At 71.7% G+C, this 18,492-nt stretch carries 16 protein-coding genes; 9 read left to right on the top strand and 7 right to left on the bottom strand.

The window, feature by feature from the left end; translation table 11 throughout:
• Positions 1-64: 64 nt before the first annotated feature.
• On the bottom strand, positions 65-1,408 hold the full coding sequence (locus BKK80_RS05225; protein WP_071011334.1) for an MFS transporter: 1,344 nt from the start codon (positions 1,406-1,408) through the stop codon (positions 65-67).
• Positions 1,409-1,774: 366 nt separating this feature from the next.
• On the opposite strand from BKK80_RS05225, the gene BKK80_RS05220 reads away from it, so the two are divergent.
• The 4 genes from BKK80_RS05220 to BKK80_RS05205 all read left to right on the top strand — a co-directional run bounded on the left by BKK80_RS05220 (position 1,775) and on the right by BKK80_RS05205 (position 7,869).
• Positions 1,775-3,052: an alkyl sulfatase dimerization domain-containing protein gene (locus BKK80_RS05220; protein ID WP_071037437.1), complete on the top strand. Its 1,278-nt coding sequence runs from the start codon at positions 1,775-1,777 to the stop codon at positions 3,050-3,052.
• Between the two features lie 117 nt (positions 3,053-3,169).
• On the top strand, positions 3,170-5,323 hold the full coding sequence (locus BKK80_RS05215) for an acetate--CoA ligase family protein (RefSeq protein ID WP_071068671.1): 2,154 nt from the start codon (positions 3,170-3,172) through the stop codon (positions 5,321-5,323).
• Positions 5,324-5,448: 125 nt separating this feature from the next.
• Positions 5,449-6,495 carry a Bug family tripartite tricarboxylate transporter substrate binding protein gene (locus BKK80_RS05210; protein ID WP_084545483.1) on the top strand — a complete coding sequence of 349 codons (1,047 nt, stop codon included), beginning with the start codon at positions 5,449-5,451 and terminating at the stop codon, positions 6,493-6,495.
• A gap of 72 nt (positions 6,496-6,567) precedes the next feature.
• Complete coding sequence (locus BKK80_RS05205; RefSeq protein ID WP_071068670.1) at positions 6,568-7,869, top strand: DUF1254 domain-containing protein; 1,302 nt, start codon at positions 6,568-6,570, stop codon at positions 7,867-7,869.
• 258 nt (positions 7,870-8,127) lie between these two features.
• Here BKK80_RS05205 and BKK80_RS05200 read toward each other — a convergent pair whose 3' ends face one another.
• The gene (locus tag BKK80_RS05200) at positions 8,128-9,285 is read right to left on the bottom strand and encodes a porin (RefSeq protein ID WP_071068669.1); all 1,158 of its coding nucleotides are present in this window, start codon (positions 9,283-9,285) and stop codon (positions 8,128-8,130) included.
• A gap of 421 nt (positions 9,286-9,706) precedes the next feature.
• Here BKK80_RS05200 and BKK80_RS05195 point away from each other — a divergent pair, with 421 nt between their 5' ends.
• Both BKK80_RS05195 and BKK80_RS05190 read left to right on the top strand, forming a co-directional pair.
• On the top strand, positions 9,707-10,648 hold the full coding sequence (locus BKK80_RS05195; protein WP_071068668.1) for a 2-hydroxyacid dehydrogenase: 942 nt from the start codon (positions 9,707-9,709) through the stop codon (positions 10,646-10,648).
• Between the two features lie 109 nt (positions 10,649-10,757).
• The gene (locus BKK80_RS05190) at positions 10,758-10,952 is read left to right on the top strand and encodes a DUF1059 domain-containing protein (RefSeq protein WP_071011323.1); all 195 of its coding nucleotides are present in this window, start codon (positions 10,758-10,760) and stop codon (positions 10,950-10,952) included.
• 52 nt (positions 10,953-11,004) lie between these two features.
• Here the strand turns inward: BKK80_RS05190 and BKK80_RS05185 are convergent, their stop codons facing one another.
• A complete protein-coding gene (locus BKK80_RS05185) occupies positions 11,005-11,853 on the bottom strand; it encodes a tetratricopeptide repeat protein (RefSeq protein WP_083383960.1) in 849 nt (282 codons plus the stop codon).
• 7 nt (positions 11,854-11,860) lie between these two features.
• Positions 11,861-13,945, bottom strand: coding sequence for a bifunctional 2',3'-cyclic-nucleotide 2'-phosphodiesterase/3'-nucleotidase (locus BKK80_RS05180; RefSeq protein WP_071011321.1), 2,085 nt, complete (start codon positions 13,943-13,945; stop codon positions 11,861-11,863).
• Between the two features lie 341 nt (positions 13,946-14,286).
• Between BKK80_RS05180 and modA the strand changes: the two genes are divergently transcribed.
• The 3 genes from modA (at position 14,287) to BKK80_RS05165 (ending at position 16,552) form a co-directional block, all read left to right on the top strand.
• Positions 14,287-15,081 carry a molybdate ABC transporter substrate-binding protein gene (modA, locus tag BKK80_RS05175; RefSeq protein WP_071068667.1) on the top strand — a complete coding sequence of 265 codons (795 nt, stop codon included), beginning with the start codon at positions 14,287-14,289 and terminating at the stop codon, positions 15,079-15,081.
• A gap of 69 nt (positions 15,082-15,150) precedes the next feature.
• The gene (gene modB / locus BKK80_RS05170) at positions 15,151-15,825 is read left to right on the top strand and encodes a molybdate ABC transporter permease subunit (RefSeq protein ID WP_071070694.1); all 675 of its coding nucleotides are present in this window, start codon (positions 15,151-15,153) and stop codon (positions 15,823-15,825) included.
• A 7-nt stretch (positions 15,826-15,832) separates the two neighbouring features.
• The gene (locus BKK80_RS05165; RefSeq protein ID WP_071011319.1) at positions 15,833-16,552 is read left to right on the top strand and encodes a sulfate/molybdate ABC transporter ATP-binding protein; all 720 of its coding nucleotides are present in this window, start codon (positions 15,833-15,835) and stop codon (positions 16,550-16,552) included.
• A 23-nt stretch (positions 16,553-16,575) separates the two neighbouring features.
• On the opposite strand, the gene BKK80_RS05160 is transcribed toward BKK80_RS05165, so the two are convergent.
• The 3 genes from BKK80_RS05160 to BKK80_RS05150 form a co-directional block, all read right to left on the bottom strand.
• Positions 16,576-17,088, bottom strand: coding sequence for a class IV adenylate cyclase (locus BKK80_RS05160; protein WP_071011318.1), 513 nt, complete (start codon positions 17,086-17,088; stop codon positions 16,576-16,578).
• 187 nt (positions 17,089-17,275) lie between these two features.
• Positions 17,276-18,070: a TOBE domain-containing protein gene (locus BKK80_RS05155; RefSeq protein WP_071016114.1), complete on the bottom strand. Its 795-nt coding sequence runs from the start codon at positions 18,068-18,070 to the stop codon at positions 17,276-17,278.
• A gap of 111 nt (positions 18,071-18,181) precedes the next feature.
• Positions 18,182-18,424, bottom strand: a complete 243-nt coding sequence (locus BKK80_RS05150; protein ID WP_071011316.1) for an RNA recognition motif domain-containing protein — start codon at positions 18,422-18,424, stop codon at positions 18,182-18,184.
• Positions 18,425-18,492 lie beyond the last annotated feature (68 nt).

Here is an 18,492-nt window from a genome sequence, read left to right as displayed (position 1 = left end):
GGTACCGGCAAGCCGGGACAAGTGCGGAGTCGCCCCTGCCCTTTGCGGGCGGGGCCCCGGCGTCTCAGGCGCGCAGGCGCTGCCTGGTGCGCTCCGGGTGCTGGCCGAGGATGCCGACCAGGCAGCCCGCCACCATCACCGCGCCGCATACGCCGAAGCCGAGTTCGAAGCCGTGCGCGGCGCCGGCGTGGGACTGCGCCTGCACCAGCTTCCCCATCACCACCGGCGCGACGGCACCGGCGCTGGTGGAGACCGCAGTGCTGATGGCGATGAGCGCGCTGCGCTGCGCGTCCGGCACGATCTCGCCGAGCACGGCCGGTCCGAGCGCGAAGGTGATCGGCGGCAGCACCGCGGACACCGCCAGCAGCGCCACCTTGCCGCCCGGCGGCAGCGGCAGCAGCGGCAGTGCCAGCAGCAGCACGCCGCCGAGGCCGACACAGACGCAGCTGAACACCACGCGCGCGGAGCGCGAGGAGGCGCCGCGGCGCAGCATGCGCTGCGAGCACCAGCTCAGGCCCATGCTGACCGGCACGCCCGCCGCCACGATGATGGCGAACATGCGGCCGGCGGCGGCGGCGTCGAAGCCCAGGCCCTGTTCCAGGTAGGACGGCAGCCAGGTGAGGGCCAGGGCCAGCCCCCAGTAGGCAGCGAAGCCGGTCAGGAAGCCGCACAGCACGGTGGTGTCGGTCAGCAGGCGGCGGTAGGACACGGGCGCCTGCGCGCGCGCCGGCTCGCTGCCGCCCGCCTGCACCTCGGTGCGCAGCGTGCCTTCGCGCCCCCAGATCAGCCAGCCCAGCGCCCACAGCAGCGACGCGGCGGCCAGCACGACGAAATTGGCGCGCCAGCCCCACTGATGGGTCACCAGCGGCACGCCCAGGCCGGCCAGCAGCAGGCCGATGGTGGCGCCCTGGTTGATCAGCGAGACCGGCAGGTTGCGCTTCTCGTGCGGGAACCACTTGTAGAGCGCGTGGACCGAGACCGGGAAGCCGGGCCCCTCGCCCGCGCCGAGGATGACGCGCGAGACCAGCAGCGCGGTGGCGCTGGAAGCCAGCGCCACCGGGAACTGCACCAGCGACCACAACACCGCCATCGCCAGCAGCAGCCAGCGTGCCGGCACCCGGTTGCCGACGAAGCCGACCACCGCCGCGGAGATCGAGAACAGCCAGAAGAAGCTGCCGGCAACCACGCCGAACTGGGTCGGGGTGAGTTGCAGGTCGCGCATCAGCGGCACCGCCACCATGCCGAGCACGACCTTGTCGAGGAAGTTGATGGCCGAGAAAGCGGTCAGCCAGGTGGCGATGGCCCAGGCCTTGCGCGGCTGGTAGACGCCAGCGGCGGCGGCCGGAGCGCCATCCGCGTCGGCCCGGGCGGTGCCTTGCGGCGGTGAAGTCGTCAGCGTGTCTGCCATGCTTCCTGCGCTCCTGTCTGGTGCCGCCGGCCGCCCCCTGGCGCCGGCGCCGCGCCTGCCGCCGAGCGGCCGCGGGCGCTTGCCTGGTCCCGTCTCCCCTCGCCTGCCGGTACCGCATGCAACACATGCACCGGCCGGAATTAATGCAGGGGATTACCTGATCTTCCGAGAGTAGAGGGTCGCCCGGATTCAGCCCACTGGGGTTTTCCCCGGCACGGCCCGCCGGCCGAGACGCGGCGCCGGCTGACGGCCGATACGCCCCCGGCGCGGCTCCGCAGGAGCCCCACATGTGCTTGACAACGCGGGGCCATCCGGTAAATTTAATCTCCATGCTTAATCCAAAGTATTAAAAAGAGGAGACTCCGCATGACAGACAACACACGCAAGGCCGGCGCCGACCGGACCCCGCTCGACACCGGCAGCGGCATCGAGCCGGTCGCCGCGGGCGTCTGGCTGCTGCGCGGCCAGGGACAGAGCTTCGTGGCCGAGATCGACGAAGGCCTGGTGGTGGTGGACGCCGGCCCGGGCGGGCGCGTCACCGCCGGCATGATCGCCAGCCTGCGCGAGGTCAGCACGCGGCCGGTGGTCGCGCTGTGCTACAGCCATGGCCACGTCGGCTACAACGCCGGCGTGCCGTTGTGGCTGGAGGATGCGGTGCAGCGCGGGCACGCGCGCCCGCGCCTGGTCGCCCATGCCAACGTGCCGGCCCGCTATGCGCGCTACCGCCGCACCGAAGGCCTGCAGAACCGCATCAATGCGCTGCAGTTCCGCCGCCAGCCGGACCAGGCCGCCGGCCTGCTGCGCCTGCACGATCCGGACCAGACCTATGCCGAGCAGCTGGTGCTGGGCAGCGGCGCGCGCCGTGTCCACCTGCTGTGGGCGCCGTCGGAGACCGACGACGTCAGCGCGGTGTGGGTGCCCGGGGCGCGCGTGCTGTACGGCAGCGCCGCGGTCATCGACTCGATTCCGAACATCGGCACGCCCTTCCGCACGCTGCGCGACACCCTGCGCTGGGCCGGCACGCTGGAGCGCCTGGCCGACCTGCGCCCGCTCAAGGTAGTGCGCGAGTTCGGCGCGGTGCTGGAGGGCGAGGAGACCGTGCAGCGCGTGCTGGGCCATACCGCCGGCGCGCTGCGCTGGCTGCACGCCGAGGTGGTGCGGCTGATGAACGAAGGCCGCGGCGAGCGCGAGCTGCTGGCCGAGATCACCTATCCGCCCGAGTGGTTCGACGTGCCCTGGATGAAACCGACCTACGGTGATCCGAGCTATATCGTGCGGGACATCTACCGCTCGGAGAACGGCTGGTGGGACCGCAACCCGACCAGCCTGCATCCGGCGCCCCCGGCCGCGGCCGCCGCCGAGCTGGCCGCCGCCATCGCCGACAAGGGCGCGCTGCTGCGCCACGCCGAGGCCCTGGCCGCGCGCGGCGAGCACCAGCTCGCGCTGCACGTCATCGACGCGCTGGCCACCGTGCCCGACGGCGGGCCCGGTGCAGCACCCGAGATCGCGCAGGCCCGCCGGCTCAAGGCGGCGTGGCTGCGCGAGCGCGCCGGCCAGGTGCGCAGCTATGTGTCGCGCAGCATCTACCTGGGCTGCGCCGACCGCATCGAAGACGGCAGCGCGGCGGCCTTCGGCATGCGCTGAACGATGCGCTGAATGATGCGCTGAACACGCACGATGCCCCCGGGGCGTGCCCCCGGAGGCTTCCCTCCTCTTGCCCAGGGGCCGGAACCGCTTCCGCCGCCCCATTCGTCCACGCCCATGCCAGACACCACCACCCCAGCCTCCGCCGCTGTCTCCGCCTCCCTCGACAGCTTCTTCTCGCCGCGCAGCATCGCCATCGTCGGCGCCTCGGCCAGCGCCGGCAAGATCGGCGCGATCCCGCTGCGCTACCAGCTCGAATGCGGCTACCAGGGCAAGGTCTATCCGATCAACCCGGCCCGCGCCGAAGTGCAGGGGGTGCGTGCCTGGCCGTCGCTGCGCGGGGTGGAAGCGCCCATCGACCTGGCCGTGTTCGCGGTGCCGTCGGCACAGGTGGACGGCGCGCTGGACGATGCCATCGCCGCCGGCGTGCGCAATATCGTGCTGTTCTCGGCCGGCTACGCCGAGGTCGGCGCCGACGGCGCGGCCATGCAGCGCCGCCTGGCCGACAAGGCGCGCGCGGCGGGCATCCGCCTGCTCGGACCGAACTGCCTGGGCTTCATGAACGTGGCGCAGGATGTCTACGCCACCTTCTCGCCGGTGGTCGGCGCCGGCAAGGCACGCGCGGGCTCGATCGCCATCGTCAGCCAGAGCGGCGCCTTCGGCGCCTATGCCTACGCGCTGGCGCGCGAGCGCGGCCTGGGGCTGTCCTGGTGGGCCACCACCGGCAACGAGGCCGACATCCAGGTGGCCGACTGCATCGCCTGGCTGGCCGCCGACCCCGCCACGCGCGTGATCCTGGCCTATCTCGAAGGCTGCCGCGACGGCGAGCGCCTCAAGGCCGCGCTGGCGCTGGCGCGCGCGCACGGCAAGCCGGTGGTGGCGGTCAAGGTGGGACGCACCGGCCTGGGCGCCGCCGCGGCCGCCTCGCACACCGCTTCGCTGGCAGGCGACGACGCCGTCTACGATGCGCTGTTCCGCCAGTACGGCGTGTGGCGCGCGCACGGCATCGAGGAGTTCTTCAGCATCGGCTACGCGCTCTCGGTGGGGCGGCTGCCGCCCAACGACAAGCTCGGGCTGCTGACCGTCTCCGGCGGCGTCGGCGCGCTGATGGCGGACGACGCCGCCGACGCCGGCCTGGACGTGGCACCCATGCCGGAGGCGGCGCAGCGCTGGCTGACCGAACGGGTGCCGTTCGCGGCGCCGCGCAACCCGGTCGACGTGACCGGGCAGGTCACCTCCGACCCGGGCCTGCTCGAAGCCACCGCGCAGCGCATGCTGGGCGACGGCGGCTATGGCAGCCTGCTGGTTTTCCTCGCCGCCGGCGGGCTGTCGCCATCGATGGCGCCGGTGCAGACGCGCATGGCGGCGGCGCTGCGTGCCGCCTGGCCCGATCGCCTGATCGTGTTCAGCACCCTGTCGCATGCGCCGCTGCGCGCCGAGCTGGACGCGCTGGGCTGCCCCAGCTTCGACGAGCCTGGCCGCGCGGTGCGCGTGGTGGCCGCGCTCAACCACTTCCGCCGCCACCTGGGCAGCGGCGCCGCAGCGCCCGCGCCGACACCGGTGCTGCCTGCGCTGGCGCTGGCGCGCGGCACGCAGAACGAGGCGGACTCGATGGCCCTGCTGGGCGCGCACGGCCTGCCCTGCGTGCCCTGCCGTGCCGCGCGCGATGCCGATGCCGCCGTGGCCGCCGCCGAGGCGCTCGGCTACCCGGTGGCACTCAAGGTGCTGTCGCGCGACATCCTGCACAAGAGCGATATCGGCGGGGTAGCGCTCGGGCTCGCCGACGCCGGCGCGGTGCGCGCCGCCTGCGCGCGCCTGCAGGACAACCTCGCGCGCCACGCGCCGCAGGCCGTGCGCGAAGGCTTCCTGGTGGCACGCATGGCCGCGCGCGGCGGCATCGAGTGCATCCTCGGCGCGCACCGCGACCCGGTGCTGGGGCCGGTGGTGATGTTCGGCCTGGGCGGCGTCAACGTCGAGGTGTTCCAGGACGTCAGCTTCCGCCTGGCGCCGGTCGATCGCGCCGGCGCGCTGGAGATGATCGGCGCGCTGCGCGCCGCGCCGCTGCTGTGCGGCCATCGGGGGCAGCCGCCGGCCGACCTCGACGCGCTGGCCGACGCCATCGCCGCGCTGTCGCGCCTGGCCGCGGCGGCGGGCGATTCGCTCGAGTCGATCGACATCAACCCCTTGCTCGCCTACCCCGCCGGCGCAGGCGCGCTCGCCCTCGATGCGGTGGTGACCGGAACCGCGGCGACAGCGGGACCGGCCGCTTGATTGCAGCACGCGGGCCGGCGCCGGCCCGTCCGCACATACGTACATACGCACGCACATACGCACACACACAAGCCAGCGATACAGCCGGCATCGCGGCCCGATGCCGCCCCGAACAGGAGACAACCATGCATGCCACGCCATCCCTTGCCCCGTCCCATCGCGCCGCGCGGGCGCCTGCGCGCCGGCGCTCTCCCTCGCACGCCTGGCGGTTCGGCACCGCACTGCTGGCCGCCACCAGCCTGGCGGCCGGCGCCGCACCCGCGCAGGAAGCGGCCTGGCCGTCCCACCCGATCCGCCTGGTGGTGGCCTCCGGCGCGGGCAGCGGCACCGACATCTTCGCGCGGGTCTTCGCCGAACAGCTCGGCAAGGCGCTCGGCCAGCCGCTGGTGGTGGACAACAAGCCGGGCGCCAACGGCATCCTCGGCAGCGCCGCGGTGGCCAAGGCCAGGCCCGACGGCTACACCCTGCTGTTCACCTACGCCGCCTCCATCGTCATCAACGCCACGCTGCAGCCGGCCCTGCCCTACGATGCGCAGAAGGACCTCGTGCCGGTGGCGCAGGTCGGCTCGGGCGGCAACCTGCTGGTGGTCTCGCCCGACCTGCCGGTGCACGATATCCGCGAGCTGGCCGCCTACGTGCGCGCACAGCCGCAGGGGCTGGACTATGCCTCGTGGGGCATCGGCTCGGGCGGCCACCTGACCATGGAATCGCTGAAGGCGCAGACCGGCCTGAAGCTGCGCCACGTGCCCTACAAGACCGTCTCGCAGATCCTGACCGATATGCAGGGCGGCATCGTCAAGCTCGCCTTCGTCGACGCCAGCTCGCCGCTGCCGCTGATCCGCGCCGGCAAGCTGCGGCCCATCGCCGTCTCCGGCACGCGCCGCGCGCCCGCCTTTCCCGCGCTGGCCACCATGACCGAGCAGGGCTACCCCTTCCAGGCCGACAGCTGGTACGGTCTGTTCGTCCCGGCCGGCACGCCGCCGGCCATCGTGCAGCGCCTGAACGCCGAGATGAACCGCGCGCTGGCCGCGCCGGCGCTGCGCGAGCGCTTCACCGCCTACAACATGGGCACGCCGCCGATCAAGAGCGTGCAGCAGTTCGCCGACACCGTGCGCGCCGACACGCGCATGTGGGGCGACGTGATCCGCGCCGCCGGCGTCACGCCGGAGTAAGGGCCGCCGGCCGCGCCATCGCTTGTCCATCCGCATTCCCCGCATCCCCCACCACCGACGAGAGAGACATCCATGCACGACGACACCACCCTGCACGCGCGCATCCGCGACGCGCTGGTCTACAGCTTCCCGGTCCACGACGTGGCGCAGACCCGCTGGCAGTTCACGCAGAACCCGGATAACCACAGCCAGCGCGGCGCGCCGCCCAATGTGCTGCATCACAACCGGCGCCTGCTCAACCACCGCGCGCGCACCGTCACCATGCCGAACAACGACACGCTGTACTCGATCGCCTGGCTGGACCTGTCGGGCGGGCCGCTGCTGCTGTGGCTGCCGGATATGCAGGACCGCTACTACAGCTTCGCCTTCCTCGACATCTTCACCAACAACGCCGCCTGCATCGGCCGGCGCACCACCGGCACGGCCGCCACTGGCTTCCTGCTGGCCGGCCCCGGCTGGCAGGGCGAGGCGCCGGCCGGCACCCGGCTGCTGCGGCTGCCCAGCAACGACATCTGGGCCCTGGGCCGCGTGCTGGTCGACGGCGAGGAAGACCTGCCCGCCGTGCACGCGCTGCAGGACGCCATGCGCCTCGCGCCGCTCGACGCCGGCAGCACGCCCAGGCTGCTGCAGGCGCGGCCCGACGAGCGCTCGCCCGAGCACTACCTGGAACTGGTCAACGAGGTGATGGGCCGCAACCCCGTGCCCGCGCACGAGCAGGCGCTGGTGGCGGGCTACGCCGACCTCGGCCTGCGCCCCGGCGCGCGCAACGCCTGGCAGGCGCTGGACCCGGCGGTGCGCCAGGCCTGGACCGAGACCCACGCCGCCAACCTGCACGCCCTGCGCAAGGCGCCGCCCGACACCTCCTATCGCAGCGGGCGCGGCGGCAGCTGGTCGTCCGGGGTCGACCACCTGGGCAACTTCGGCGACGACTATGCCTACCGGGCCTTCGTCTCCCTGGTCGGGCTGGGCGCGCTGGAGCGCGAGGAAGCGATCTACTTCACCGCGCTGACCGACGGCCGGGGCGAAGCCCTCGACGGCGCCCACCGCTACCGGCTGGCCATTCCCGCCGACATGCAGGTGGACGCCTTCTGGTCACTGACGATGTACGAATTCGCGCCCGACGGGCGTCGCTTCTTCACCGACAACCCGCTGCAGCGCTACGCGCTGGGCGACCGCACGCCCGGCCTGGTCCGGCACGCCGATGGTTCCTTCGACATCTGGCTGCAGCACGCGGCGCCCGACAGCGCCGACGCGCGTGCCAACTGGCTGCCGGCGCCGGCCGGCCGCTTCTCGCTGGCACTGCGCTTCTACCAGCCCCGGCGCGCGCTGCTGGACCGCAGCTTCGATATGCCGGAAGTCGAGCGGGTCGACTGAGCGACCTCGGCCGGCCGGCATTCGCCAGTACGTCGGCGCTCGCTTCGTGCCAGCGCCCACCCTCTCCCCCGGCCCCTCTCCCACAAGTGGGAGAGGGGAGCGAACCGATGGCATAGCTGAAGCCGTCGTTCGCCCACGCGGCACATTGCCCATCGCACCTTGCCAGCCCGGCGCAGCCACAAAAAAGGCCCCGCCGGCATCGCCGGCGAGGCCTTGCGAATCCGGCCGGCAGGCCGGACTGGGTCCGCCCGGTCCGGGTCAGAAGATGGTGCGGATGCCCAGGGAGATGCCCAGTTGCCCGCTGGAACCCGGCGTCTTGTAGTAGGTCTGCGCGGTGGCGGGCAGGTAGCCGACGGATTGCCCGCTCGGCAGGTAGCCGATGTTGTCCCAGTTCAGCGAAGCGTTGTGCGCGTAGATGACGGCGGCGAACAGGTCGGTGCGCTTGGACAGGTTGTAGTCGGCCAGCGCCAGGTATTGCTGCGGGTTGGGCGGATTGACCACGGTGCCGCCGATGTTCGCGCGCTTGATATTGTCGTAGTACCACGCCAGCGTCAGTTGCAGCGCCGGCAACGCCTGCCAGTTCACGCCGGCCCAGTACATATCGTCGCGATGCGGCAGCAGTGTCGGCGTGCCGGTGGCCGGCGCCACCGAATTGCCCCAACGGTACCCGCCCATCAGCTTGACCGGGCCCAGCATGTAGCTGAGGCCGATGGCGGCACGCATGTCGCGCCCGTAGTCGCTGCCACCGGAGGCGCCGGTCGCCTCGGCCGTGTTCAGCGTCTTCACTTCGTCGTAGCCGACGCCGATGCCGAAGCCGTTGCTGAAGTAGGTCGCGCCGGCGCCGTAGGCCGAGCCCGCCGTCACCGAACCGGCGCGCTCGCCGAACGACCAGTGCGTGTAGAGCGTGACCGGGCCGAAGGTGCCGGTGTACTGCGCCATATTGCTTTCGCGGAAATTGGGGCCGGCGAAGCCGACCACCGGTTCGAACTCGGGCGCGTAGGCGGTGGGCATGAAGTTCGCCAGCGCGAAGAAGGACGAGGTGTACTGCCGGCCGAAGGTGACCTTGCCGTAGGCGCGGCTGTTCAGGCCGACATAGGCCTGGCGGCCGAACATCAGGCCGCCGGCGAGCTGGCCGTTCTCGGTGGCGAACTGGTTCTCCAGCACGAACACGCCCTGCAGGCCGCCCCCCAGGTCCTCGGTGCCGCGCAGGCCCCAGCGCGAGTTGGCGATACCGGACGAGTTCATCAGCACGGCCGAGCCGCTGCCGGGCGCCAGCACGCCGCCGACGGTGTTCTGCGCGTGGTTGACGTACTGCACGGCGGCGGTCACCACCCCGTACAGGGTCACGGAGGTCTGGGCGTGGGCGCCCTGCGCCATCAGCGCCGATGCGGCGGCGGCAAGCAACAGCTTCTTCATTACCTGGTCTCCCATGTCTCGGCGGCACGGCCCGCGCCCGTGCGCGAGCGGCGCGGTTCGCCTTGCCGCGCCGACTAATCCCAGAGATTAATCACTAATCCGTGAGATTAATCCCGGAGATGAATTCGCATAGGTGGGGATTTCCCGAGGGGCGGCCGCGGTGCGGCAAGCGCGCAACGGTGACTTGGGCTACCATTGCCTGCCGCCGCGGGAGACCACCCCGGGTGGCCGCGACACGCACCGCGCAGGTGCCGCTTCTTCCGACTCCCGACGTCCTGAGTCCTGCATTCGTTGAAGAGCGCTGTCTGTCGGGTAGCCGCGCGAGCCTGTGTGATGACGGATCGCGCTGCCCCTCGGCGGAATCAGGGCGGACTCAGTCGACGAACCTGCGGTTCAGGACCCAATCCTTCACAGATCTCCCATGTCCGACAACGCCATCCTCCAGGTCGGCCCGCTGGCGCCGCAACTCAACGACACCCTGCAACAACAGTACGGCGCGGTGGCGCTGTGGCAGCAGGCCGACCGCGCGGCCTGGACGGGCGCGCACGGCGCCTCCGTGCGCGTGGTGGTGACCTCGGCGCGCCATGGCTGCGATGCCGCGCTGATCGCGGCGCTGCCGAAGCTGCAGGCCATCGTCAGCTTCGGCGTGGGCTATGACTCCATCGATCTCGAGGCAGCGCGCGCACGCGGCATCGTGGTCAGCAACACGCCCGACGTGCTCAACGATTGCGTGGCCGACCTGGCCTTCGGCCTGCTGCTGGACAGCGCGCGCGGCATCGCCCACGGCGACCGCTTCGTGCGCGCCGGCAGCTGGCTGCAAGGCGCCTTCCCGCTGACCACGCGCGTGTCCGGCAAGAAGCTCGGCATCCTCGGCCTCGGCCGCATCGGCGAGAAGGTGGCGCGCCGCGCCGCCGGCTTCGACATGAAGATCGCGTACCACAACCGCGGCCCGCGCGCGGGTGCGCCGTGGCGCTTCGAGGCGGACCTGCTGGCGCTGGCGGACTGGGCCGACTTCCTCGCCATCACCTGCGTGGGCGGCCCGCAGACCGAGGGACTGGTGTCGCGCGCGGTGATCGAGGCGCTGGGCCCCCGCGGCATCCTCGTCAATGTGTCGCGCGGCAGCGTGGTGGACGAGGACGCGCTGGTGGAGGCGCTGCGCACGGGCCGGCTCGGCGGCGCCGGACTCGATGTCTTCCGCGACGAGCCGCGCGTGCCGCAAGCGCTGCTGGCGCTGGACAATGTGGTGCTGGCTCCGCACATGGCCAGCGGCACGCACGAGACGCGCGCCGCCATGGCGGCCCTGGTGCTGGAGAACCTGGCCGCCTTCCTGGCCGGGGGCAAGGTGGTGACGCCGGTCGCCTGAGCGCCCCCTATACTGGATAGGCCGGCCGCGGGGCGCCCCCCCGCCGTCCCCCGCCGTCCCCCACCCAGACGCCTCATCCGCGCCGGATCCTTCGCTCCAGGAGGCAAGCATGGCACGCAAGTACATCGACTGCCGCGACTATCCCAGCGAGTCGCAATGCACGGTCGCGCTCAGCGCCGACACCGAAGAAGAACTGCTGGAGGCTGCCGTGCAGCATGCGGTGCAGGTGCACCGGCACCAGGACACGCCGGAGCTGCGCAGCCAGCTCAAGGCCTGCTTCAAGGAAGGCAGCCCGCCGGCCTGAGCGGCGAGCACTGCCAGCACCAGCAGCCGGGCCCGGCGGCCCGGCCGCACCCTCAAGGCGCCAGCGCCGGATGCCGCAGCGCATGCGCGGCTTCGGCCAGGTGCGAGCGGAAGCGGCGCTCGTCGCGCGCCAGCCCCAGTTCACCATTGCGGTAGGCCATGGCCAGCGCCTGGCTCGATTCCGGATGTTCGCGCTCGGCCGCCTGCTCGTACCAGGCCAGCGCGCGCGCCGGGTCGAGCGGCACGCCGTCGCCTTCGCGATAGGCGTTGGCGAGCATGAACATCGCATGCGGCACCCCGCCCTGGGCGGCCAGCGTGAACCAGTGCGCCGCTGCCTTGGGATTGGCGGGCTGGCCGTAGCCGCCACGGTGCAGCAGGCCGAGGTAGTAGGCGGCACCGGGGTCGCCCGCGTCCGCGGCGGCGCTCAGGTGCGCGCGGGCCCGGGCCGGATCCATGCCGCTGCCGGCCGGCACGCCGAGCAGGGCCGCCTTGCCGAGCAGCAGGTGGGCGCGCACGTCGCCGCCCAGTGCCGCCTTCTGCAGCCACTGGCGTCCTTCGGCAAGCGGCTGCGCCTCGGCGCGGTCCCACAACGCCTCGCCCAGCGCGGTCTGCGCCGCCGTCTCGCCGCGCGCGGCGGCCGCACGCAGCGCGGCCAGCGCCTGCGCATCGCCGGCCGGGCCGGCCAGCGTGCGCAGTTCGGCGAGCTGCGCGCGGCGCGTCTCGGTGTGGTGGCGCCAGGCCCCGGCGCCACCGACGCCGGCCGCCGCGACCGCCACCGCCGCCAGCGCGGCGGCCAGCAGCGGATGGCGCCAGCGCGCCGGGCGCCCCCCGGGCGCAGGCTGCGCCCGCGGCACGCTGGCCAGGCCGCGCCGGGACCCGCCCGGCACGGCCGGGGCGCGCATGGCACGCTCAGCCATTGAGGTCCACCAGGTAGCGCGACAGGTTCTTGCCCGAACCGTCATCGGCCTTGTCCAGGCTGATGTTGGTCAGGCCGGCCGCCTGTGCCTGCGGCAACTGTCCCTGTGCCGAGCTGAACACCACCTTGCCGGCGGTCGCCACCTTGGTGAAGCGCCAGCTGCGCGCGTTGCCGTTGGCCGCGCGCGTGATCGAGGCTGCCTTCTTGATGTAGGCGATCAGCACGTCGCGGTTGGCATCCGGCGAGGCATAGACCGTCTTGCTGCCGTCCAGGCCCGGGAAGTTGCCGCCGCCGCTGGCGCGGTAGTTGTTGGTGGCCACGATGAACTGCTGCGCGGCGGTCAGCGGTGCGCCCTTGTAGGTCAGGTTCTTGATGCGGCTGCCGACCGGCTGCGTCACGTCGATCTCGTACTGCAGGTCGGGCGTGGTGAACATGTCGAAGTTGTAGCCGGGGAAGCTGCTGATCAGCTGCTGGTCGGCGGTGGTGGTGGTGCTGATCTGGTTGAAACGCTTGGCGGCGGTCTCCAGCCAGGCCTTGACCTCGTCGCCGTTGACCTTCACGGCGTAGACCGTGTTGGGGTACAGGTAGAGATCGGCCGCGTTGTTGATGGCCAGGTTGCCGGCCTGCACGTCGGTATAGTCGTTGCCGCCGCCGAAGCCGCTCTTGAACGGCGCCGACACCGACAGCACCGGCAGCGACTTCAGGGCCGGCAGGTTGGCGTCGATGTAGTCCTTCACATAGGCCGCCTGCGCCTGGTTGACGATCTGGATCGCGCCCGGATCGCCGACGTCGGCGAAGTAGCTGCTCATGCGGTAGTCGGTGGTGCCGATCGGCGTCTTCACGTAGGTGATGGTGGCCTTGTGCTCGGTATCGACCTTGGCCGCGACGGCGGCGTCGGCCGCCACATAGGTCTTGTCGGCGTTCTGGATCGAGCGCGCTTCCACCTTGGTGGCGCTGGTGTCGACCGTCCAGCGCGAGCCGGTGTGGGCGAGCTGCAGCTTGATCACGCCCAGGTGCTTGCCCCAGTAGTTGGCCATCACGGTGGGCACGCCGTTGACGGTGCCCTTGGCCTTGTCCACGCCCGGCAGGTTGAACTGCGGCACGGTGCTGGCGGCGTCGGGGAAGATCTGGTGCGAGTGGCCGATCAGCATGGCGTCGACGCCGGCCACCTTGGACAGGTGCCAGCTGCCGTTCTCCATGTCGGGCGAGTAGGCGGACGAGTCCAGGCCGCCGTGCGAGATCACCACCACCAGGTCGGCGCCCTTGGCGCGCATTTCCGGCACGAACTGTTCGGCGGCTTCCTTGACGCCGACGGTGTAGACCTTGCCGTCGAGCCAGCGCTTGTCCCAGCTCATGATGGCCGGCGGCGCGAAGCCAATGATACCGATCTTGACCGGCACCGTGACAGCCTTGCCGTCGGGAGCGGTGGCCTTCACCTGCTTGGTGATGATGGTGTAGGGGTTGAACAGCGGCTTGCGCGTCTTGACGCTGTAGACGTTGGCCAGCACCTGCGGGAAGGCCGGGCCGGCGCACGCGGTCTGCTGTGCGGGATCGGGCAGCCCTTCGACGCTGAACTTGTTGCCGGTGACCTGGTTCAGGTAGGCCAGGCCGTAGTTGAACTCATGGTTGCCGATGCCGCCGCCATCGTAGCCGGCGTCGTTCATCACCTTGTACATGGCCAGCGTCTCGCTGCACTTGAGCGGATTGACCTGGGCCTGGTAGTCGGCCAGCGCGGTGCCCTGGATGGTGTCGCCGTTGTCCAGCAGCACCGTATTGGGAAACTCGGCGCGCGCCTGCTTGATCAGCGTGGAGACGCGCTCGAAGCCGAGCGAGCTGTCGTCGGCCAGCTTGAAGTAGTCGTAGCTGCGTACGTTGGTGTGCAGGTCGGTGGTTTCCAGCAGGGCCAGCGTGGTCTTGGTACCGGCCGCGACGGCGGCCTGGCTGGTGCCGCCGGCGGTGCCGGCGCTGCCGCCCGCGCCGCTGCCGCCGGCGCTGTCATCGGAACCGCAGGCCGCGAGGGCGGCCGCTGCCGCGGCCAGCACCGCGAGGCGGGCGACCTGGTAGTGAACATCGGACATCTATGAGCTCCCTTCTTTGTTGTGATGTGCTCGGAGCCCCGGATTCTGGACAGCGGGAGTGGCAAACGTTTTGCAATCCGGTGACAAGACCGTGACGAACGCGCGGCAGCCTGCCTTGACCAGCTGGCAGGCGAAGCGCGCCCACGCCCCGGGCTGCCGTGGGCGGGAATATGCCGCAAAGAGCCTATTCAGCCGACGTGATGTCGATCTTGCGCCGCACCGCATGGACGCGGGCCTCGGCCTGCCCTACCATTGACCCTCGTTATATACAGATTTATATTGCGCCTGCGACGCCGCTTTCCGCCGGCGCCGGCCCGTTCGTCCTGCCACCGGATCCCGACATGCCCTTCCGCTCGCCCTTGCCCGCCCGCCGCCCGCTCGGCGCGCTCCGCGCCGCCGCCGCCACCGCCCTCTCGGCGCTGGCCTTCGCCGCCGCGCCGGCCCATGCCGCCGACCTCGTGGTGTCGGCCGCGGCCAGCCTGACCAACGCCTTCAAGACCCTGTCGGAGTCCTACGAGCGCGCCCACCCCGACACCAAGGTGCTGCTCAACTTCGGCGCCTCCGATGTGCTGATGCAGCAGATCATCAAGGGCGCGCCGGCCGACGTGTTCGCCTCGGCCGACCAGACCGCGATGGACAAGGCCGAGGCCGAGCACGTGGTGCAGCCCGCCAGCCGCCGCGACTTCGCCGCCAACCAGGTGGTGATGATCGTGCCGGCCGACAGCAAGCTGAAGCTGGAGTCGCTGCAGGACCTGGCCCGCCCCGAGGTCAAGCGCGTGGCCTTCGGCAACCCGGCCTCGGTGCCGGTGGGCCGCTATACCAAGGGTGCGCTGGAAGCCGCCGGCCTGTGGGACGCGGTCTCGGCCAAGGGGGTGCTGGCGCAGAACGTGCGGCAGAGCCTGGACTACGTCGCGCGCGGCGAGGTGGAGGCCGGCTTCGTCTTCGCCACCGACGCGGCCGTGATGCCCGACAAGGTCAAGGTGGCGGTGCGCGTGCCCTCGCGCACCCCGGTGACCTACCCGATCGCCGTCACCACCCAGAGCAGGCAGGCCACGCAGGCCGCCGCCTTCGTCAACTATGTGCTGTCGCCGGAGGGCCAGGCCATCCTGGCCAAGTATGGTTTCCACAAGCCCTGAGCGCCTGTGCCTGTGCCTGTCCCTGTGCCTGTGCCTGTGGCTGCTCCGGCGGCCTGACCGGACCGGATGATGGACGCCGCCTGGGTACCGCTCGCCCTGTCCCTCAAGGTGGCCGGCTGCGCCACCGTGCTGAACGCCGTGCTGGGCGTGGCCGCCGCCTTTGCGCTGGCGCGCTGGCGCTCGCGCGCGCGCGACGTGGTCGATGCGCTGCTGACGCTGCCGCTGGTGCTGCCGCCCACCGTGCTGGGCTACTACCTGCTGGTGCTGGTGGGCCGGCGCGGCGTGCTCGGCGCCTGGCTGGACCGGCTCGGCATCGAACTGGTCTTCACCTGGCAGGGGGCCGTGCTGGCCTCCACCATCGTCGCCTTCCCGCTGGTGCTCAAGTCCGCGCGGGCGGCCTTCGAAGGCGTCGACCACCAGTTGGAAAATGCCGCGCGCGTGCTGGGCGTATCGGAAGCCGGCATCTTCTTCCGCGTCACGCTGCCGCTGGCGATGCGCGGCATCGTCGCCGGCGTGCTGCTGGCCTTCGCGCGCGCGCTGGGCGAGTTCGGCGCCACGCTGATGGTGGCCGGCAACCTGCCGGGCCGCACGCAGACGCTGTCGGTGGCGATCTACGAGGCGGTGCAGGCCGGCGACGACCGCACCGCCAACCTGCTGGTGCTGGTGACCTCGGTCACCTGCGTGGTGCTGCTGGTGGTGGCCGCACGCCTGGTCCCCGCCTCCGCGCGCCAGCCACTCCGCTGAGTCCACCATGAGCCTGCAAGTCAGCCTGCGCAAGCGCATGGAATCCGCCGAGCGGCACTTCCTGCTCGATATCGCCTTCACTTCGGCGAGCCGCCGCATCGCCCTGTTCGGCCCCTCCGGCGCCGGCAAGAGCCTGACGCTGCGAGCCATTGCCGGGCTGCTGTCGCCCGACGCCGGCCGCATCGTGCTCGGCGAACGCGTGCTGTTCGACACCGCGGCGCGCATCGACGTGCGCCCGCAGCAGCGGCGCGTGGCCTATCTGTTCCAGGACTACGCGCTGTTCCCGCACCTGACTGTCGGGCAGAACATCGCCTTCGGGCTCGCCACCGGCTGGCGCAACCCGGGCCGCCGGCAGCGCCACCCCGAGGCCGAACGCTGGATCGACGCCTTCGGCCTGCGCCAGCTGGTAGGCCACTACCCAGCGGAGATCTCCGGCGGGCAGAAACAGCGCGTGGCACTGGCGCGCGCGCTGGTGGCGCGGCCCGACATCATCCTGCTCGATGAACCGTTCTCGGCGCTCGACCCCGCGCTGCGCGCGGCCCTGCGCGCCGAACTGCGCGCCCTGCAGGCCAGCCTGGACGTGCCGATGGTGCTGATCTCCCACGATCCCGAGGACGTGGAGGCGCTGGCCGAGCACGTGCTGGAAATCCGCGACGGCCGCATCCACGCCGCCGCGACGAACGGCCACGCACGCGTCTACGCGCCGGCCGACGCGCGCGTGGCCTGAGCCGCGCACGCCGCCGGCGCGCGCTACGCGGCGCGCAGCAGGTCGACGTAGGCACCTTCCAGCAGGCGCTCCGGCCCGACCCCCAGGTGCGCCAGCAAGGCGTGCGCCTCGGCCACGCCATCGGCCTCGCTGTCGCCGTCGGCCAGCACCACTTCCAGCTCCAGGAAATCGCCCAGTCCCTCCACGCGGTCCAGGTGGATGCGGGTGCGGCCGGCCAGGTACAAGGTGCGCAGCTTGCGCACGCGGCCGCTGACGCCATAGGCATCGGCCAGCGCGGCGCGCAGCGCATCCGGCTCGGCGGTGGGCACGATGCGGTAGTCGCTCAGCTTGGGCCCCGCGCTGTCGGCGCGCCGGTAGAAGATCAGTTCGCCGCGCTCGGGGCCGAAGGCGCGCAGCTTGAGGCGGCCGGCAGCGCAGGCGAAGAAGGTGTCGTCCTGCTGCAGCAGTTCCGGGCCGCGAGCATCCAGCGCCGCCACACGCGGCAGCAGAGCGTCGATGTCGTCGAGGCGGGCTTTGATTTCGATATTGCGTGGCATGGTGTCACCTTGCTGGCGGATGGAAGGCGGGCCGGCGCTTGCGCCAGGCAGCGCGCAGGCACGGCAGCACGGGGAGTGCGCCGGGCGTGACCCGGCATTGTGACAGGTGCGCCGTCGGGCGTGCTTCGGCCCGTACGTCGGCCGTACGTCGGCATGTGCCTGGAAGGCCGGCAGGCGCGTAGCGCGCTCAGCCCAGGGTACCGAGGATCACACTCGAAGCCTTGAAGATGGCGTGCGCGCGGTGGCCCGGCTGCAGCCCCAGCGCCTCGGCGCTGGCCAGCGTGATGACGGCGGCCACGGTGCCGCCGCCATCCAGTTCCAGCACCACTTCGCTGTTGACCGCACCCGCGATCACCCGGGTCACTTTGCCTGCCAGCTGGTTGCGGGCCGACAGGCGCAGGCCGGGCTCGGGCAGGCCGAGCAGCACGGAGGTCGCCTTGACCAGGGCGAAGGCTTCCACGCCGGGCGCCAGGCCGAGCGATTCCACGCTCTCGCGCGTGACCGTGGCGACCACCTGCTGCCCGCCCGGCAGCGCCAGCACCACCTCGTCGTTGACCACGCCGCCACGCACCTGGGCCACCGTGCCGAACAGCTTGTTGCGGGCACTGGTCTTGACCTGGAAGCGCCGCATCAGGTCGAGGTCGTCGGCGGCCGACTCGCCCAGCCGCGCCAGGTGCTCGACGAAACGTCGATGCTCCGCCTCCAGCGCGCGGTAGGTGCGGATCAGGCGCTCGGCGCGCTCGGTCAGGCGGGTGCCGCCGCCGCCCTTGCCTCCGGCGGCACGCAGCACCAGGGGCTCGCCGGCGCTGTTGTTCATGGCGTCGATGGCGTCCCAGGCTGCCTTGTAGCTGAGCCCGACCGCCTTGGCCGCGGCCGTGATCGAGCCCTGCTCGCCGATCGCCGCCAGCAAGGCGATGCGGTCGTGCCCGCCCCAGTCGCGTGAGCCGGAGCGGAACCAGATCGCCCCGTCGAGTTCGAGCATCGAAGCCATGGCAGGACGGCGCCTGCGCGGCGCCGGGAACAGTGGAGGAACGCTATGGTACCGCTGGAAACACCGCGCGGCGCCGCGCCCCGCGTGCTGCGGTCGCGGCCGTCAGTCCTGGTGGGCGGGGATGTACCAGCGCATCATGCTGCCGGCGAAGTATTGCCGGTCGAAGCGGCGCAGCAGGTTCCAGGCGGAGAAGACATCGACGCCGAGGTCGACGAACGCCCAGGGATGGTCGGGATCGCCATCGCGCACGAGCTCGACCGAATTGACCGGCGCGTACGGCGACAGCTTGTCTCGCAGCATCTGCTCGGTCACATCCCGATGAAGCCCGCGGATCAATACCTGCATGTCGATATTCCTTGACTGGCGCAGCGCCTCGAACAGTACGGCAGTACTCCAAGCGGCGCCCCTGCATT

This window comes from Cupriavidus malaysiensis (genome assembly GCF_001854325.1).
Taxonomy (GTDB): Bacteria; Pseudomonadota; Gammaproteobacteria; order Burkholderiales; family Burkholderiaceae; genus Cupriavidus; species Cupriavidus malaysiensis.
The sequence above is the reverse complement of the archived record's forward strand: the minus strand, read 5'-3'. Positions and strand labels throughout refer to the sequence as shown.

Bases quoted from the DNA above. Each gene is read 5' to 3' on its own strand.
- BKK80_RS05225 (WP_071011334.1), bottom strand. From the start codon at position 1,408: ATGGCAGACACGCTGACGACTTCACCGCCGCAAGGCACCGCCCGGGCC.
- BKK80_RS05220 (WP_071037437.1), top strand. From the start codon at position 1,775: ATGACAGACAACACACGCAAGGCCGGCGCCGACCGGACCCCGCTCGAC.
- BKK80_RS05215 (WP_071068671.1), top strand. From the start codon at position 3,170: ATGCCAGACACCACCACCCCAGCCTCCGCCGCTGTCTCCGCCTCCCTC.
- BKK80_RS05210 (WP_084545483.1), top strand. From the start codon at position 5,449: ATGCATGCCACGCCATCCCTTGCCCCGTCCCATCGCGCCGCGCGGGCG.
- BKK80_RS05205 (WP_071068670.1), top strand. From the start codon at position 6,568: ATGCACGACGACACCACCCTGCACGCGCGCATCCGCGACGCGCTGGTC.
- BKK80_RS05200 (WP_071068669.1), bottom strand. From the start codon at position 9,285: ATGAAGAAGCTGTTGCTTGCCGCCGCCGCATCGGCGCTGATGGCGCAG.
- BKK80_RS05195 (WP_071068668.1), top strand. From the start codon at position 9,707: ATGTCCGACAACGCCATCCTCCAGGTCGGCCCGCTGGCGCCGCAACTC.
- BKK80_RS05190 (WP_071011323.1), top strand. From the start codon at position 10,758: ATGGCACGCAAGTACATCGACTGCCGCGACTATCCCAGCGAGTCGCAA.
- BKK80_RS05185 (WP_083383960.1), bottom strand. From the start codon at position 11,853: ATGCGCGCCCCGGCCGTGCCGGGCGGGTCCCGGCGCGGCCTGGCCAGC.
- BKK80_RS05180 (WP_071011321.1), bottom strand. From the start codon at position 13,945: ATGTCCGATGTTCACTACCAGGTCGCCCGCCTCGCGGTGCTGGCCGCG.
- modA (WP_071068667.1), top strand. From the start codon at position 14,287: ATGCCCTTCCGCTCGCCCTTGCCCGCCCGCCGCCCGCTCGGCGCGCTC.
- modB (WP_071070694.1), top strand. From the start codon at position 15,151: ATGGACGCCGCCTGGGTACCGCTCGCCCTGTCCCTCAAGGTGGCCGGC.
- BKK80_RS05165 (WP_071011319.1), top strand. From the start codon at position 15,833: ATGAGCCTGCAAGTCAGCCTGCGCAAGCGCATGGAATCCGCCGAGCGG.
- BKK80_RS05160 (WP_071011318.1), bottom strand. From the start codon at position 17,088: ATGCCACGCAATATCGAAATCAAAGCCCGCCTCGACGACATCGACGCT.
- BKK80_RS05155 (WP_071016114.1), bottom strand. From the start codon at position 18,070: ATGCTCGAACTCGACGGGGCGATCTGGTTCCGCTCCGGCTCACGCGAC.
- BKK80_RS05150 (WP_071011316.1), bottom strand. From the start codon at position 18,424: ATGCAGGTATTGATCCGCGGGCTTCATCGGGATGTGACCGAGCAGATG.